Consider the following 15,023-nt stretch of genomic DNA (forward strand, 5'->3'; position numbering starts at 1 on the left):
GCTTGCCCTCCGGTACTTGCGCCAATGCCGATCGAGCCGCACGGGCATGGCGACTGCCGCCCATGGAGGTCTCAATGAGTGGTACACGCAGAACATGTACTTCAGCGGCTCCCAGCGCGCGCGATCCTGACCCGCTGCTGCCGTTCCTCACCACGCGGGCCGAGCCGGCACTCGCCGCCGCGGCGGCGGTCCTTCAGGAGTGGGCGCACGCGCATGCCCCGGGCGTCCCGGCCTGCTCGTGAGCACGTACTCGGCCATGCCCGCACCGGAGGCGGCACAGCCTGAGTCTGATGATGTTGCAAGGTTGTCAAGGCCCGACCGGCCTTGACTTTCCCTGAGCTGTCGCAGTGAAGGTTGAGGGTCTCAACGAACATTGAGCGTGCCGACGTCGAGGGAGTCGTTAGGGATGTCGCGCCATTCGGCGCTTACTTCGCCGTCCCTCCAGGCCATGAACCACGGGCTGCTTCACACCCTGGGTCGGTCACCTCTGACGCGAGTCGCCATGGCGGCAGGAGCCGCCGGTCAGCAGGACTCTTTCACCTTCACCGCGGTGAGCTTCACGTGCTGCCCGTCGAGCTTGATTCCGGCGGCTGGCTGCTGGGTGCAGGTCCGCCACTCGGATTCCCTGAGGAGGATGCGGTCCAGGCCGGAGGCGTCGGTGACGGTGATGTCGGCGCGGTTCCCGAGAGCTCGGCGGGCGGCCGTGACGACCTTGCCCTCGACGCCGGGCATGGTCGATCCCGTGGCCTGCCGCTCGCCCGCGTCCGTGACCGGGCAGACCTCGTCGAGCTTCACCACGGCGAAGGCGAAGTTCCCGGAGGTGTAGCTACCGGCCTTCGGGGTCTGGGAGCAGACCTTCCAACCGCGGTCTTCGCCGATGACGTCCGGGACGCGTCCGTGGCCCAGGGCGTCGTGCGCGGTGGATCCGAAATTCAGTGATGTTGCGTCGAAAACGGCAAGATGCAGTTTCTTGCCGGTCATGTCTGGAACCAGGACGGGGCCGGTGTAGTCCTCCTCGGAATGGTCCTCGGTTTCCTCGGCTGGGGCAGATGTGTAGCGCTTCGGGCTGCCTACGGTGGTCGCTGTGCTGCCGCAGGCGGTCACGGCGGCGAGGCAGGCGGCGGTGAGCGTGATGGCCGCGCGGGTACGCATGCGTTCCCCCAAGGGCTCGCGGGTGCTGAGGGGCATCATGCGCCGTGCAAGGAATGTGTGAACGCGGCTGTGGCCGGGGTGTGACCCAGTGAGCATTCCATCATGCCGTCGATCGTGGCCGTTCGCGGAGTTCAGTACTCCACCGGACTGAGCAAGCCCAGCGCGGAGTGTCTGCACTGTCGGTGATGGAAGCCCAGGTCGAATGCGCTGAGCACGGGATCGCCGTACGTGTGTACCAGGTTCCCCCGCCGTCTCCCCAGACAGTCAGGCCTCAAGAGCCACTCAACCTTCGGTGAGAAAACCTAGCGATCATCAACCTTTGGTGACAACGCTCAACCTTCGCTGCGAGAGATCATTCCCCTACGTGTTGAGCTGTCCGAGTCGCTCGGCGATCTGCGCGCGCATGGTTGCGGTGCGTTCGGGGGCGGCCACTTCCAGGAGCATGTTGACCAGGTCGGAGGCCAGGGGGGCCTGCCTCGTGAAGCGGTAGTTGCATCCACGCCTGGGCGGCGTTCTGCGCTGCCACCTGGGTGCGTCGCTTGCCCGGCCCGAGCCGGTCGAACCAGGCGAGAGCGAGCCAGGTCCATGAGGCGGTGGCGAAGGCGTACTCGCCGCTCAGATAGGCCAGGTCAGCCCGGAACTGCGCGGCCTTGAGGGTACCGGCAGCCGTGTCACCCTGCTCGGCAGTGAGCTGCTGAAGGATGTTGTCGGCGGCCGCTATGGCCGTGTCGAAGTCGTGGGCCCGGCCAGCGGCCTGGGCGGAGGCGAGCCGGTCGAAGAGGCTGCCCTTGTGCTCCCCCGGCTCAGCCTTCGCCGGCTGGGGGCCGCGGACGAGGTTCCAGCCTGGGTGGTGCCGTCGGGCATGACCTGCATGTCGAAGTGCGAGGTGCTGCGCTCGTCCTGGACCTGGACCAGGACCGGCAGGCCGCGCTGCCGGCGGCCTCAATGTGGAGGACCTGGACGACGACCTGCGAGGGGTCGACTCCGTCGGGAACGACCTGCGGCTCGCCGTCGATGTGGAGCTGGCCGTCGCGGCTGATGTGGACCTGGTAGCACGTGCTGGTGTTCATGGTGTGCGGCCCGCGGCATGGTGCCGCGGACCCTCCTCCTTCAAAGGGTCAGAGCAAGAGGCCGTAGCTGCGGAGATAGGCGACGGGGTCTATGTCGGATGCGTACGCGGGTCCTGTGCGGGCTTCGAAGTGCAGGTGCGGGCCGGACACATTGCCGGTGACACCGGAGAGGCTGATCTCCTGGCGGGCCTTGACTGTTTGGCCTTTGCTCACCGAGATCTTCGACAGATGGGCGTACTGCGTGTACTTGCCGTCGCTCATCTTGACGCTCTCGACGGTGAGGAGGAGGACGCCGCCGCCGACGACGAAGAGCAGGGAGCAGAGCGCAGAGAGCAGCCAGTCGCGGTCCAGCCAGTGCGGCGGCGCGGGCCTTGTCCTGGACGCGGGAGCTGAACCGGACGGTGCGGTCCTGCACAGGCTGGATCCCTTCGACGAGGTAGCCGCGCGGCAGTACCTCACGCTGTCTCGGCGAGGACCGCGTAGCCCGTGAAGCCGGTGCCGCCGCACAGATCACGCGCCGCGCAGCCGGCTCACCCATGGCCCTTGCCCTGACCGTGACCCACCTCGCCGTCGCCCCGGACCGGCCCTTCGCCGAGCTTGTCTCCGGCGCCCCGAGCAGTGCCCCAACAGCGCTGTCGCATCCCCAGATCGCCCGTCAGGAGACAGCCGTGAACCACGCCCTCGGCCAGTCGTACTGGTCACTTCCGCGCAGCACCCCCGCCCTGGTCGTCTACCGGCGTATGGCCGGGCGTTCACCGTCGACTTCAACGTGCCGCAGACGGCCGCCGCCTGCAGCCTGACGTGCTCGAAGGCGGAAACTGTCCTGGAGCAGCTGCACGAGCGGAACCTCATCGAATTCCACCGGGAGTCCGCTTCCCGAGGCCGCGTCTACCGCTTCCACGACACCGCCCGCGCCCATGCCCGGGATCGGGCCACCAGGGAGGCCACCTTCGGGAAACCGGAGGAGCTCCTGCAGCGGGCCCTGGACTGCTACCTGACGACCGCGAGCGCCGCCGAGAAGATCCTCACGCCCACCCACCGCTCCTTGCGCCGGGACTACGTCTACCCACCCGCTGAACTGTTCGTGTTCGCGGATGAAGCCGCCGCTCTGGCCTGGCTCTATGACCAGCGGGACAACCTTCTGCACGCGGTGCGTGCCGCGGTCGCCGCCGGCCTGAACCGATCCACCTGGCAGCTGGCCCATGCCCTCTGGCCGCTGCTCCGCTCGTCCCACGAGGGTACGAGCTGTGGTTCGAGAGCCACGAATTCGGTCTTCAGGCCGCGCCGCTGCGGGGACCGTGAGGCCGAAGTGGATGCTCAGCACGTGGGGGGGTCGGGCTGCGCGGCGCCGGCAAGTTCGACGATGCCGCCCAGACGTTCGCGGCCGTCCTGCGGCTCGCCCGTGAGGAACAGGACCTTCGCGCCGAGGCCCAGGCGCTCCACGAACTCGGGTCCGTGAACCCGCACGGCGGTCATCCGACCGAGGCGGAGGACTTCCTGCTCCAGGCCCGCCAGCTGCGCATCGAGCTCGGCCGCACGAGCGAGTCCGAGACCGACCGGCTCACGTACACGCGGGCCGTGGCGATCACCGACGTCTGCCTCGATCAGGCCCAGCTCGAACTCCACCGCCCTGCCGAGGCGATCGAGACCCTGAGCACCGCGCGTACGACGCTGCTCGACATCCAGGACGCCTTCCATGCCGGCCGGGCGCTCGCGTGGCTCGCCCGAGCCCACGTCGCGAGCGGCGCCCCGGGCGAAGGCGAAGAGGAGGGGCGCCGGGCGGTCGCCGAATGCGATGCTGCGGGATCGGAGCGATGGCGTGTTGCGATGCGGTACCGAAGCAGTGCGGCCGACGCCCTTCGCGAGGGCGTCGGCCGCACGGGAGCGGACGGCGGAGTCAGATCTGGTCCGCCACGAACGACGCCATCCGTGCCAGCGGCGCGTTCCAATTGATCGTGTGTTCGTTGGTCGACCAGGACTGGATGTCGTCGATGTAGCAGAACTGACCGACGCAGCCCTGGAGTTTGCTCTGTGCGTAGGGGTCCTGGATGCTCGAGTTCGGTCCTCCGGCGAGCGTGCCGGCGGGCGGGTTCGGGAGGTCCGGGTCGAGCTGGTGGGCGTACCAGCGGCTGTGTTGGTTGCGGGCGTCGACCTCGCCGTAGCCCGTCACGTAGGAGATGTTCAGGGCGTTGCGGCCGAAGATGTAGTCCATGCTCTGCAGCGCGCCCTCGCGGTACTTCGACGCCCCGGTGATGTCGTACGCCGTGGCGATGACGACCGCGTTGTTGAGGATCTGGTGGTTGGAGCCCCAGTCGTAGAGGTTGTTGTCGGGGGCGTACGGCATGCCGTACGGGTGTGCCTTGAGCGTGGCCAGATAGCGGTCGGCGCCCTTGATCACGGACTGGCGGATCTTGTCGCGGCCGGGCAGTCTGTTCGGCACGGTCGCCAGGTCCAGGCGGCCCGCGGCGGCCGTCCTGGCCCAGTCGAAGCCGATGGGTTTGAAGATGTCGGCGGTGTGCACGGGCGAGTCGAGGACGAAGTCGGCGAACTCCTTTTCACCCGTGGTGAGGTACAGCTGGGCGGCCGCCCAGTAGAACTCGTCGGTGGCGTTGTTGTCGGCGTAGGCGCCGCCGCCGATGCCGTCGCTCTCGGAGGCGTGGAGCTCGGGGTGTTGGCGGGCCGCCGCCCAGGCGGTCCGCGCCGCGTCGAGGGTCTTCGCCGCGAAGGCGCGGTCGTAGGGGCGGTACAGGCGGGCCGCCTGCGCGGCCGTGGCCGCCAGGTTCAGGGTCGCCGCCGTGCTCGGCGGGTGCAGTTCACGCTTCTGCGGGTCGTCGCCGGGCATCAGGGGCAGGCCGGTCCACTGCTCGTCGTGGATCTTGTGGTGGGCCATGCCGGCGAGCGGCTTCCCGTCCGGCACCTGCATCTTCAGCAGGAACTCCAGCTCCCAGCGGACCTCGTCCAGTAGGTCCGGCACCCTGTTGCCGCTCTCCGGGATGTCGAGCGAGCCGTCGCCCAGCTTCCCGGCCTGCCCGGTGCGGGCGTACAGGGCGCGCTCGTAGGTGCTGAGCACCTCCCACGTGGAGATACCGCCGTTGACGACGTACTTGCCGTGATCGCCGGCGTCGTACCAGCCGCCGGTGACATCGAGCGTGTAGTCGCAGACGCCGGGCTGGCAGGGCACGTCGTCGTCGCCCTTGTTGGGGGCGACGTTCAGATGGCCGGCTGCGCGGCCGTAGCCGGGGCGCAGGTCGTCGCTGATCCCGATGCCGCTGCGCTGGGTGTAGTAGTACTTCAGCGAGTCGAGCCGCAGCCGCTCGTAGGCGCTCGCGTCGATGTCGAAGGGTCGGCTGGTCTCACCGTCGACGACCAGTGTGAGGCCCGCTCCGCGCTTGCGGTAGGAGCCGAAGCCGATGGAGTGGACGTTCTGCCCGGAGGAGGCGTCGAGACCGCGCGGGGTGGTGCGGCCGTGGGCGACCACGGCACCCGAGGCGTTCTTCAGCTGCCAGGGGAGCTTCGTCGTGGCGTCGGTGACCAGGGTGGCGTTCTTCGGCCCGGCGGGCAGATAGGCGACCTGGTTGACACGCACCCGGGGCCCGGTGTCGGGCTCGTACACCTCCGGCGGCACCCCGCCGAGCAGCGACACGTCGTCCATGCAGAAGGTGAACGGGTCGGCATCCCCGCCGAGTTGGAAGCCGACCTGAGCCTGGGCGGTGTCGACGGGAGAGGTGAAGGTGTACGAGTACGAGTCGCCCGCGACGTTCAGCTGCGGGCTCACCTCGAACCAGGTGTCGTAGGGCGCCACCGACAGGCCGACGATCGCCCGCAGGATCTTTCCCTGGGGGGTGCCGGAGGCGGAGAAGCTGAACCGGTACGACTCGCCCTTGACGAGGGTGATGTCGTTCTGGCCGACTGCGGCGTCCCAGCGGTTGGTGGTACCGCCCGGGACCTCGGCGCAGAGGCGGCCGTCCGTCAGGCCCGCGGTGACGTTGGTGGACGTCCACCATGGGGCGGTGGTGGTGTCGAAGGTGCCGTTCTTGACCTGTTCGACCTCCTCGGCCTGGGCCGAGCCGGTGGGCAGCGCGGTGAGCGCCGCCGCGAGGAGGGCCGTTATGGCTAGCAGGGTGGTTCTGCGTCGTTTCACGTCTGGGCTCCTCGGGGGAGGTGGGCGCACAGCGGTGACCGATGGCGTGGGAGCGCTCCCAGAGGCCTACGTTGGCCATGTTGTTCGAGACCTGACAGCCCGTCAACTACCTTGACAGGACTGGTTCTGTGTCCGGTTTCTCGTCCGGACCTCGAAGCGGTGACTCCGCTTGCGCGCCGGGACGGTACGCCCCTGGTGGTCGGCCCGCGTTACGTCGAAGGAGATCAGGTACGCGGCGTCGGGGACCGCCACTCCCCGGGCGTCGACGATCTCGGCGGTCACGAAGACCAGGGAACGCGGGTCCGCCGCGAGGGACTTGCGGTCGGCCTTCGGACGCACGGCGTGCGGCTCGCCGGCCGTGCGCAGGACGACGGTGGCGACGACCCTGCCGTTCCTGCGGGCCAGTGCCTTCAACTCTCTTGCGGTAAGGGCCGTCGGTGAAGGTCTTGTCGCCACCGGTCGCCTCGGCGTCTCCAGGCAGGGCCGCCCGTCGACGGCCCCCTTCGTCGAACTTCCTTGCCCCGAGTGACCGGCGACGGCTCGCTCGTCGAGTGGAACGAGGGGGCACGACGCCTGCTGGGCTGGCCCTCCACGGAAGTCGTCGGTCGTCCCGCGGACGAGTTGCTCGCCTCTGGAGGATCCTTTCTGCCGCCCCCGCCGGGCAGCCAGGTGGAGCGGGACGCTCGCACTGCGTCACCGTGACGGCCGCCTGGCAACTCGGAAGGGCCACCGCACAATGGCGGGTGGCCCTTCCAGCGTGCCGCGTCAGCTCAGGGCAGGGTCCATTTCTGGTTGGCTCCGCCGTGGCAGGTCCACAGGTGCACGAGGGTGCCGTCCGACGAGCCCGCGCCCGACACGTCCAGGCACTTGCCCGACTGCGGGTTCCGCAGCGACCCGTCCGGGTTCGCCTGCCAGTTCTGGTTGGCGCCACCGTTGCAGGACCACAACTGGACTCTCGCCCCGTCCGCCGTGCTGTTGCCGCTGACATCCAGGCATTTGCCCAACGCCTTGACCGTCGACCCCGGCGTCACCGTCCACTTCTGCCCCGCCGAGCCCGTACACGACGAGATCTGCACCGCCGTCCCATCCGCCGAGCCACCGTTACGGACATCCAGACACTTACCCGCGACCCCCACGACCGGCCCCACGCCGGGTGCCGGGCCGCCGCCCAGCTCCTTGATCCGGACGTTGCGGAACGACACGTCGTCCCCCGTGCCGTGATTCTGGATACCGACGTGGCCGGCGAGCGAGCGGGCTGGGTCGGTGTTGGTGAAGTCATTGATCTTCACGCCATTGAGCCAGACCTGGAGCCGCTCGCCCTCCACCAGCAACTCGAAGGTGTTCCACTCGCCCGGTGGGTTGAGCGCCGCGTCCCGGGCAGCCGTGTCCGGGGCCTTGATGGCGTAGATCGAGCCAGTCGTGCGGTCAGGCGCGTCGGTGGCGTCGATCTGGACCTCGTAGCCGTTGTTCAGTGCCGACTGCGGGTCGCTCGACGGTGGGAAGCCCACGATCACGCCGGAGTTGTCGTCGCCGGGCATCTTCCAGTCCAGCTTCAGCGAGTAGTTGGTGAACTGCCGGGCGCTGTACCAGAGCATGCCCAGGCCGCCGTACGAGGCGAGGGTGGCGTCCGAGTTGGTGAAACCGCCTGGGCCGGCCTGCGACCAGCCGGTGGTCGAGCCGTTGTAGAGGGTCGTATAGCCGGTCTCGGGCCGGCAGTCGGCCTTGGTCCGGCCTGCCGCGTACCGGATGCCGCCGAGCAGGTGCGCCCGGAGGGCCGGCTCCGCGTACGACGCCTGGCTGTGCCCACCACCGGTGTAGAAGGCCCGGCCCCCCGAGTAGGTCTTGCACCAGGTGTGCGGGTGGTCGGCGCCCATCGAGCCGCCCGAGTACGACGACTCGTCCAGCGTGGTGAGCACGCGCGCGGTGGTACGGGGGTTGGTCCGGAAGTTGTACCACTCATCGGTGCGGGTCCATGTCTGCGGCAGGTGTGCGGTCGCCGCGTGCGCCCGCCCCTCCACCTTGACGTTGGCCTGCTGGACAGCGGGGTGCGAGGCGAAGTAGGCGCCGACCAGTTCGCCGTAGAACGGCCAGTTGTACTCCGTGTCCGCGGCCGAGTGGACGCCGACGAAGCCGCCGCCTGAGCCGATGTACGACTGGAACGCCGACTGCTGGGCGTCGTTCAGAACGTCGCCGGTGGTGTTGAGGAAGATCACCGCCTCGTAACGGCTCAGGTTGCTGGTGGTGAAGTGGCTGCCGTCCTCCGTGGCCGTCACGGTGAAGCTGTTCGCCGCGCCGAGGTCGCGGATGGCCTGGGTCCCCGCCGGGATCGAGTCGTGCCGGAAACCGGCCGTCTTGGAGAACACGAGGACGTCGTAGGACGTGTCCGCGGCACTGACGGGTGTGGGCTGCGCGAGGAGGGCCAGGGCGGCGAGTGTCGTGGCCACCCCGCCAAGCAGCATTCGGGGTTGTCTGCGCATGTCCGTCGCTCCCTTCTTGGTGACAGAAATCAGGGCAGGGTCCATTTCTGGTTGGCTCCGCCGTTGCAGGTCCACAGGTGTACGAGGGTGCCGTCCGAGGAGTTGGCACCCGACACGTCCAGGCACTTGCCCGACTGCGGGTTCCGCAGCGACCCGTCCGGGTTCGCCTGCCAGTTCTGGTTGGCGCCACCGTTGCAGGACCACAACTGGACCTTCGTCCCGTCCGCCGTGCCGTTGCCGTTGACATCCAGGCACTTGCCCAACGCCTTGACCGTCGACCCCGGCGTCACCGTCCACTGCTGCCCCGCCAAGCCCGTACACGACGAGATCTGCACCGCCGTCCCATCCGCCGAGCTGCCGTCACGGACATCCAGACACTTGTCCGCGAGCCCCACGATCGGACCCGCGCCGGGTGCCGGGCCGCCGCCGGGGTTGAAGGTGAACGCGTCGACGTCGAAGAGGAATCCGGAGCCGCCGGCGAAGGTCAGGTAGAGCGTGGTGGTGCCGGCCGGTGCACCGGAGATCGAGCCGTTGACGGTGGTGAAGTTCGTCCACGAGCCGGTGACCGGGACGGTGGCGGAGCCGAGGACGGTGCCGGTCGGCGAGCCGGCCCGAACCTGCAACGTGCCGCCCGCGCCGGCTGACGACACCCGGGCGCTGAACGACGTGGCGTTGCTCAGCTTGTACGGCTCGAAGGCGATCCAGTCGCCGTTCTCGATGTTCCCGACGGACTTGCCGCCCTCGGCGGTCGACTTGTCCAAGGTGGCGATGCCGGACGATGTCTTGTAGTGCTCGGCCTGCCGGTGCTTCGGCTGCAGGATGTGCTGCTTGTGCGTGGTGAGCCCGGCGTTGTCGGTGTACTCGGCATCGAAGACCCCGAAGATGTTCGCCGCGTCGTCGTGCTCACCGTCGACCGGGATGGTGATCGTGCCGGAGCAACCGGTCTTCGAGGTGATCGGGTGGCCGTGGCTGTCGTGACCGACGATGTACGTGAGCTTGACCTTGGTGCAGTCGACCGTGCCGTCCTCCGGATCCGTCACGGTGATACTGAACGGCACGGTGTCGCCGAAGGCGAAGATCTCCCCCGCGGCGGGGCTGTTGATGGTCACGGTCGGCGCGGTGTTGCCGACGGTGATCCGCACGTCGGCGGTGCCGGTGGCACCCTGCGGGTCGCGCACGGTCAGCGTGGCCGTGTAGTCGCCGTTAGTGTTGTACGTCTTCGTCGGGTTGGCGGCGGTGGAGCTGGTGCCGTCACCAAAGCTCCACGCATAAGTCAGTGCCTCACCGTCAGGGTCGGATGAGCCGGCCGAGGAGAAGGTCACGGTCAGCGGCGCCACGCCGGAGGTCCGGTTGGCGCCGGCCATCGCCGTGGGCGCCCGGTTGCCGCCGCCGACGTAGTCGAAGCGGTAAAGGGCGGAGTTTTGGTCGCCCTGGTACCACCCGGTGCCGTAGTCCAGCACGTAGTAGGAGCCATCCGGGCCGAACGCCGAGTCGATCACCTGCTTGCCGGTCCAGGGGAAGCTGTCGATGGTCCCCGGGGAGCCGTCGGCGTTGAGGTGGATCGGCTTGATCCAGCCGCGGCCGAACTCCGTGGCGAAGAACTGCCCGTCGAACGACTGCGGGAACTTTGTGGGCGAGCTGACGTCGGGGTCGTACCGGTACACCGGGCCCGCCATCGGCGACTCCGAGCCGCCGCCGAACGCCGGCGGGCTGCCGGCGTCGCCGCCGTAACGGATCCAGGCGGCCTTGGCGGGGGGCAGCGTGCTCAAGCCGGTATTGCGGAACGAGTTGTTCGTCGGCCCGCCCGAGCAGTTGTACTTCGCGCCTGCCGTGTTGGTGGCGAAGTCCCACTCGGCGTACGTCTCGGAGCTCGTGTTCGTGCCGGTGCAGTAGGGCCAGCCGTAGAAGCCCGGGCCCGTGACGCGGTTGAACTCGACCTGGCCCTGCGGCCCGCGCGACGAGGTGGCGCCGGCATCGGGGCCGTAGTCGCCGACGTAGACGATGCCGGTGGCCTTGTCCACGCTCATCCGGAACGGGTTGCGCAGGCCCATCGCGTAGATCTCCGGCCGGGTCCTGGCCGTGCCGGGCGGGAACATGTTGCCTGCCGGGATCGAGTACGACCCGTTCTCGTTCACCTTGATTCGTAAGATCTTGCCGCGCAGGTCGTTGGTGTTGGCGGCGGTGCGCTGCGCGTCGAACGCCGGGTTGCGGTTGGACCGCTCGTCGAGCGGGGAATACCCGGCGGACTCGAACGGGTTGGTGTCGTCGCCTGTGGACAGGTACAGGTTGCCTGCCGCGTCGAAGTCGATGTCTCCGCCGGCGTGGCAGCAGATACCTCGGTCGGCCGCCACGTCGAGGATGTCCACTTTGCTGGACTGGTTGAGCGTGAAGTCGGCGTTGAGCGTGAACCGGGAAAGCCGGTTGACACCCTGCCACGCCGACCAGTTGCCGCCGGTGGTCGGTGCGTCGCCTCCTGGTGTGGACAGCGGCGGGGAGTAGTAGAGGTAGATGTGCCGGTTGGTGGCGAAACCCGGGTCGATGCCGATGCCCTGCAGGCCGTCCTCGTCGTGCACGTATACGGGGATGTTGCCGATCACCGTGGTGGTGCCGTTGGCATCCGTGCGGCGCACGGTCCCGTTGCGAGCGGTATGCAGCACCGACCGGTCGGCGAGTACGGCCAGCGACATCGGCTCACCGACCTCCGCGACCCCGCGGGCTAATTGGACCTGCTGGAAGTCGGCGGCGTTGATCGGGTGCGCCGAGGCCGGGGTCGCACTGGACACGACCGCGGTGAGAGCGGCCGCGACCAGGAGCAGAGCCGAACCGATGGCCGGCCAACGCGCGGCTGCAGCCCTGATTTTCATGAACATGACAACACAGTCCCCTTCCTGAACAGGTGTCTGCCAGGCTTGGGGCGCGCGCTGCCGCGCCGATGCCGTAGCGGGATGTCGCCGCTTCGGCCCGCTGGGTGTGCTTCAGCAGGCCACTACGCCGAGCGGGGGCCGAGCGGGGGCAACCGCTCGGAAACAGTAGAAGTCGATGGCTACCGCGCTGTCGGGTCACATCGACGACCGTGATGGTCCGCCGACAAGGCTAGAAGACTTCAGCCCAATGTGTCCATACTTTCTTCCGGGCCAGCCAGGCTATCGGCCTGTTGTGGAGAAAGTCGCGAAGGGCCCGAGCCCCGTCAGGACTCGGTGCCGTCTCCACCCCGGATTGGCGGGACGCAGACGGGTACGTGATCGCCGCCGCCTGACACAGATGGGCGGCGAGAGCGCCCAGAGGATCGGCCTGGCGCCGTTCAGCATCCGGGACGCCGGCGACCTCAGTATCGGCCGCCGCCTCAGCCCCGCACGGCCCAGTTGCGCTGACCCTGACGAATTAGCAGATCAGCGGGCCCAGGACGCCAACAAGCCAAGCCCATCGCGCGTCAGGCCAAGCGCTCCGCTCAGTGCCAACTATCCCGCTTTTATGCCAACTAAAAAGCCTCGTCACAAAGCGCTCAGCGCCGTACCCGCGGCATCCCCAGACCGATCCACGAGATGATTTCGCGCTGGATCTCGTTGTTCCCGCCGCCGAAGGTGAAGATCACGGCCGAGCGGTAGCCGCGCTCCAGCTCGCCATGGAGGACCGCGCCCGCCGAGCCTTCCTTGAGGGCGCCCGCCGCGGCGACGATCTCCATGAGCCAGGCGTACGCGTCCCGGCGCGCCTCGGAGCCGTACACCTTCACGGCGGAGGCGTCCTGCGGGGTGAGGGTGCCTTCCTGGACGGCGTTCACCATCTGCCAGTTGAGGAGCTTCATCGCGTCGAGCTTCGTGTGGGTCTGGGCGAGACGGCGGCGCACCCAGGGCAGGTCGACGACGCGGCGGCCGTCGGCGAGCTTGGTCTCCATGGCCCAGCGCTGTACGTCGTGCAGGGCGCGGATGGCCATGGTGCCGTGGGCGGCGAGGGTGACGCGTTCGTGGTTGAGCTGGTTGGTGATCAGCCGCCAGCCCTTGTTCTCCTCGCCGACGCGGCGGGAGACGGGGACGCGGATGTTCTCGTAGTAGCTCGCGGTGGTGTCGTGCGAGGCGAGGGTGTTGATGAGGGTGCAGGAGTAGCCGGGGTCGGAGGTCGGCACGAGGAGCATGGTGATGCCCTTGTGCGGGGGCGCGTCCGGGTCGGTACGGACGGCCAGCCAGACCCAGTCGGCGGTGTCGCCGTTGGTCGTCCAGATCTTCTGGCCGTTGACGATGTACTCATCGCCTTCGCGGACCGCCCTGGTCTTGAGCGCGGCCAGGTCCGTGCCCGCGTCGGGCTCGCTGTAGCCGATCGCGAAGTCGATCTCGCCGGAGAGGACCTTCGGCAGGAAGTACGCCTTCTGCTCCTCCGTTCCGAACTGCATGATCGTCGGCCCGACCGTGTTCAGTGCCATCAGCGGCAGCGGTACGCCCGCCTGGGCGGCTTCGTCGAAGAAGATGAACTGTTCCATCGGGCTCAGCCCGCGCCCGCCGTACTCCTTCGGCCAGCCCACCCCGAGCCAGCCGTCGGAGCCGAGCCGGCGGATGGTCTCGCGGTAGAACCGCTTCTGCGCGGCCGGGTCGGCGTACCGGGCGTGCACGTTCTCCGGTACCAACTCGGTGAAGTAGGCGCGCAGTTCGGTGCGCAACTCCTGCTGCTCCGGCGTGTATTCGAGATGCACGGCGCCTCCTGGCTCCCACGGGGCTCCTACTGGCCTGCTGCTCCGGCCGCCCGGTCCTGACGGCGCACACCGTAGAACGTGTTCCAGAAATTGGGAACACGCAGGAGTGGGTGACACGTGGATGGCACGTGGGTGGCACGTGGGTGGCACAAGGAAAGGCCCCCGGTTGTCCGGGGGCCCATCGCTTGGCTCAACTGCTCACTGCGGTACGGGAGTTGCCTGTGTGGCACTCCCCCGCTGGGCGGCAGCCGTACGCGGAGCCAGCACGCGCTCCGCGAGGTACCCGAAGACCAGGCCGTAAGCCGTCCACAGGGTCACCTGGATGGCGAGGGCGGCGAGCCGGTACTGCCACAGCAGCGTGCCCGGGAAGCCCTCCGGGACCATGTTGTACGACGGCAGGACGGCGTACGCCAGGCCGACGACGAGGACGAAGAAGGCTCCCGCGGAGAGGGTGGCGTTCCAGTTGCCCAGGCGTGGTGCGAGACGCTTGCCGAGGATCACCGTGCCGACGGTCAGCAGCACGCTGAGCACGACCATCAGGAAGTACAGCGTGGTCCGCTCGTTGAGGGTGTCGGGGTCGCCGACGGCGGGCGGATTGGCGGGGTACTTCAGGAACGGCACGACGTAGACCGCGAGCAGGCCCGCGGTCGACAGCATCAGCGCGCTCGCGCGCGGCCCGAAGCGGCCGATCCTGCCGAGTGCGAAGCAGTACGCGAGGGCGGCGATGCCGCCGAACGCGACGCCGTAGACGAGGACGCCGGTGCTCAGACCGGCGGTGGACTGCATGGTGCGGCTGACGAGTTCCTCGCCGCCGTGCTCGTGGGCGTGGGCCTCCTCGAAGGCGATGGCCTCGTCGACGCGTGGTTCGCCGAGGAAGTAGGCGACGACCAGGGCGAGCAGGCCCGCGGCGAGTCCCGCAAGCATGCCACGCACCAGGAGGTTTCTGACGGTTGCTGAGTCCATGTGCTCGTACGCTTCCTCGTCGCCGTCAGTGGCAGGGGAAGCCGAGCAGATGGCGGGCGTCGTGCACCCACTCGTGCACGCCTTCACCTGAGACAAGGGAGGTGGCGCCCTGCTCGGCGCCGACGAAGTAGAGCAGGACCAGCATCAGGATGCCGAAGAAGACCGCCCAGGGGGCGATCGCGCCGATCGGCAGCTTGGCCGGCACGGCGGCCGGTGCGGCGGGATTGGTTAGGCTCGGCTGAGCGATGGACTGCGCCATGTGGCAGGACCTCCTGGGGAACTCGCGTCCCATCTCGGTGGTGCACAAGACGACGGCCACGGGTCTGACTTACCCGGCCTGAACCGCCCCTGTCGGGAGGCAGTTGGTACGGGCTTACAGTGGCGCGACCGTGCCGGATTCTCACCGGCTTCCGTCGAACCGTCGTCAATATCGACGTGACCGTACCGCGAAGCGGGGATGCGGCCAAGGGCGCACGGGGTGCCGGAGCGTGCGCCGTTGTCCTGATCACGCCCCAATTCCCGGTGCGGGCAAGGGCTTT

The 15,023-nt window shown here is 68.6% G+C and carries 11 protein-coding genes, 2 pseudogenes and 1 riboswitch; of the genes and pseudogenes, 4 read left to right on the forward strand and 9 right to left on the reverse strand.

The annotated features are described in order from the left end of the window. Positions 1 to 74 precede the first annotated feature (74 nt). Entirely contained in the window at positions 75 to 242 is a 168-nt protein-coding gene (locus G6048_RS48610; RefSeq protein WP_206341391.1) for a hypothetical protein, read from the forward strand. Positions 243 to 522: 280 nt separating this feature from the next. Here the strand turns inward: G6048_RS48610 and G6048_RS09735 are convergent, their stop codons facing one another. Both G6048_RS09735 and G6048_RS09740 read right to left on the reverse strand, forming a co-directional pair. Continuing rightward, on the reverse strand, positions 523 to 1,152 hold the full coding sequence (locus G6048_RS09735; protein WP_165339060.1) for a hypothetical protein: 630 nt from the start codon (positions 1,150 to 1,152) through the stop codon (positions 523 to 525). Between the two features lie 1,118 nt (positions 1,153 to 2,270). Beyond that, positions 2,271 to 2,489: pseudogene (locus G6048_RS09740) on the reverse strand (M23 family metallopeptidase); the annotation flags it as partial. Positions 2,490 to 2,758: 269 nt separating this feature from the next. Here G6048_RS09740 and G6048_RS09745 point away from each other — a divergent pair. From G6048_RS09745 to G6048_RS09755, 3 genes are read left to right on the forward strand one after another with little or no spacing between them, the layout of a single operon-like run. Then, positions 2,759 to 3,022 carry a hypothetical protein gene (locus G6048_RS09745; RefSeq protein ID WP_165339061.1) on the forward strand — a complete coding sequence of 88 codons (264 nt, stop codon included), beginning with the start codon at positions 2,759 to 2,761 and terminating at the stop codon, positions 3,020 to 3,022. Beyond that, positions 2,992 to 3,681, forward strand: a complete 690-nt coding sequence (locus G6048_RS09750; protein ID WP_165339062.1) for a hypothetical protein — start codon at positions 2,992 to 2,994, stop codon at positions 3,679 to 3,681. Before G6048_RS09745 ends, G6048_RS09750 begins: the two co-directional genes overlap by 31 nt. After that, the gene (locus G6048_RS09755) at positions 3,678 to 4,175 is read left to right on the forward strand and encodes a hypothetical protein (RefSeq protein ID WP_165339063.1); all 498 of its coding nucleotides are present in this window, start codon (positions 3,678 to 3,680) and stop codon (positions 4,173 to 4,175) included. The genes G6048_RS09750 and G6048_RS09755 overlap by 4 nt, the downstream gene beginning before the upstream one ends. Here the strand turns inward: G6048_RS09755 and G6048_RS09760 are convergent. The 7 genes and pseudogenes from G6048_RS09760 to G6048_RS09790 all read right to left on the reverse strand — a co-directional run bounded on the left by G6048_RS09760 (position 4,120) and on the right by G6048_RS09790 (position 14,743). Next, positions 4,120 to 6,363, reverse strand: coding sequence for a glycoside hydrolase family 9 protein (locus G6048_RS09760; protein ID WP_165339064.1), 2,244 nt, complete (start codon positions 6,361 to 6,363; stop codon positions 4,120 to 4,122). The two genes, G6048_RS09755 and G6048_RS09760, sit on opposite strands and share 56 nt — an antisense overlap. A gap of 138 nt (positions 6,364 to 6,501) precedes the next feature. Then, positions 6,502 to 6,895, reverse strand: a pseudogene (locus G6048_RS09765) (glycoside hydrolase family 2 TIM barrel-domain containing protein); the annotation flags it as partial. Between the two features lie 238 nt (positions 6,896 to 7,133). Further along, entirely contained in the window at positions 7,134 to 8,840 is a 1,707-nt protein-coding gene (locus G6048_RS09770) for a ThuA domain-containing protein (RefSeq protein WP_165339065.1), read from the reverse strand. A 29-nt stretch (positions 8,841 to 8,869) separates the two neighbouring features. Next, positions 8,870 to 11,710 (reverse strand): carbohydrate-binding protein, encoded by a 2,841-nt coding sequence (locus G6048_RS09775; protein ID WP_165339066.1) that lies wholly within the window; start codon positions 11,708 to 11,710, stop codon positions 8,870 to 8,872. 632 nt (positions 11,711 to 12,342) lie between these two features. Beyond that, on the reverse strand, positions 12,343 to 13,521 hold the full coding sequence (locus G6048_RS09780) for an acyl-CoA dehydrogenase family protein (RefSeq protein WP_165339067.1): 1,179 nt from the start codon (positions 13,519 to 13,521) through the stop codon (positions 12,343 to 12,345). Positions 13,522 to 13,719: 198 nt separating this feature from the next. After that, the gene (locus G6048_RS09785; RefSeq protein ID WP_165339068.1) at positions 13,720 to 14,484 is read right to left on the reverse strand and encodes a CbtA family protein; all 765 of its coding nucleotides are present in this window, start codon (positions 14,482 to 14,484) and stop codon (positions 13,720 to 13,722) included. A gap of 25 nt (positions 14,485 to 14,509) precedes the next feature. Further along, the gene (locus G6048_RS09790) at positions 14,510 to 14,743 is read right to left on the reverse strand and encodes a CbtB domain-containing protein (RefSeq protein ID WP_165339069.1); all 234 of its coding nucleotides are present in this window, start codon (positions 14,741 to 14,743) and stop codon (positions 14,510 to 14,512) included. 37 nt (positions 14,744 to 14,780) lie between these two features. Then, a riboswitch (cobalamin riboswitch) is annotated at positions 14,781 to 14,922 on the reverse strand. Positions 14,923 to 15,023 lie beyond the last annotated feature (101 nt).

This window comes from Streptomyces ureilyticus (assembly GCF_011045025.1).
Taxonomy (GTDB): Bacteria; Actinomycetota; Actinomycetes; order Streptomycetales; family Streptomycetaceae; genus Streptomyces; species Streptomyces ureilyticus.

Bases quoted from the DNA above. Each gene is read 5' to 3' on its own strand.
- G6048_RS48610 (WP_206341391.1), top strand. From the start codon at position 75: ATGAGTGGTACACGCAGAACATGTACTTCAGCGGCTCCCAGCGCGCGC.
- G6048_RS09735 (WP_165339060.1), bottom strand. From the start codon at position 1,152: ATGCGTACCCGCGCGGCCATCACGCTCACCGCCGCCTGCCTCGCCGCC.
- G6048_RS09745 (WP_165339061.1), top strand. From the start codon at position 2,759: ATGGCCCTTGCCCTGACCGTGACCCACCTCGCCGTCGCCCCGGACCGG.
- G6048_RS09770 (WP_165339065.1), bottom strand. From the start codon at position 8,840: ATGCGCAGACAACCCCGAATGCTGCTTGGCGGGGTGGCCACGACACTC.
- G6048_RS09775 (WP_165339066.1), bottom strand. From the start codon at position 11,710: ATGTTCATGAAAATCAGGGCTGCAGCCGCGCGTTGGCCGGCCATCGGT.
- G6048_RS09785 (WP_165339068.1), bottom strand. From the start codon at position 14,484: ATGGACTCAGCAACCGTCAGAAACCTCCTGGTGCGTGGCATGCTTGCG.
- G6048_RS09790 (WP_165339069.1), bottom strand. From the start codon at position 14,743: ATGGCGCAGTCCATCGCTCAGCCGAGCCTAACCAATCCCGCCGCACCG.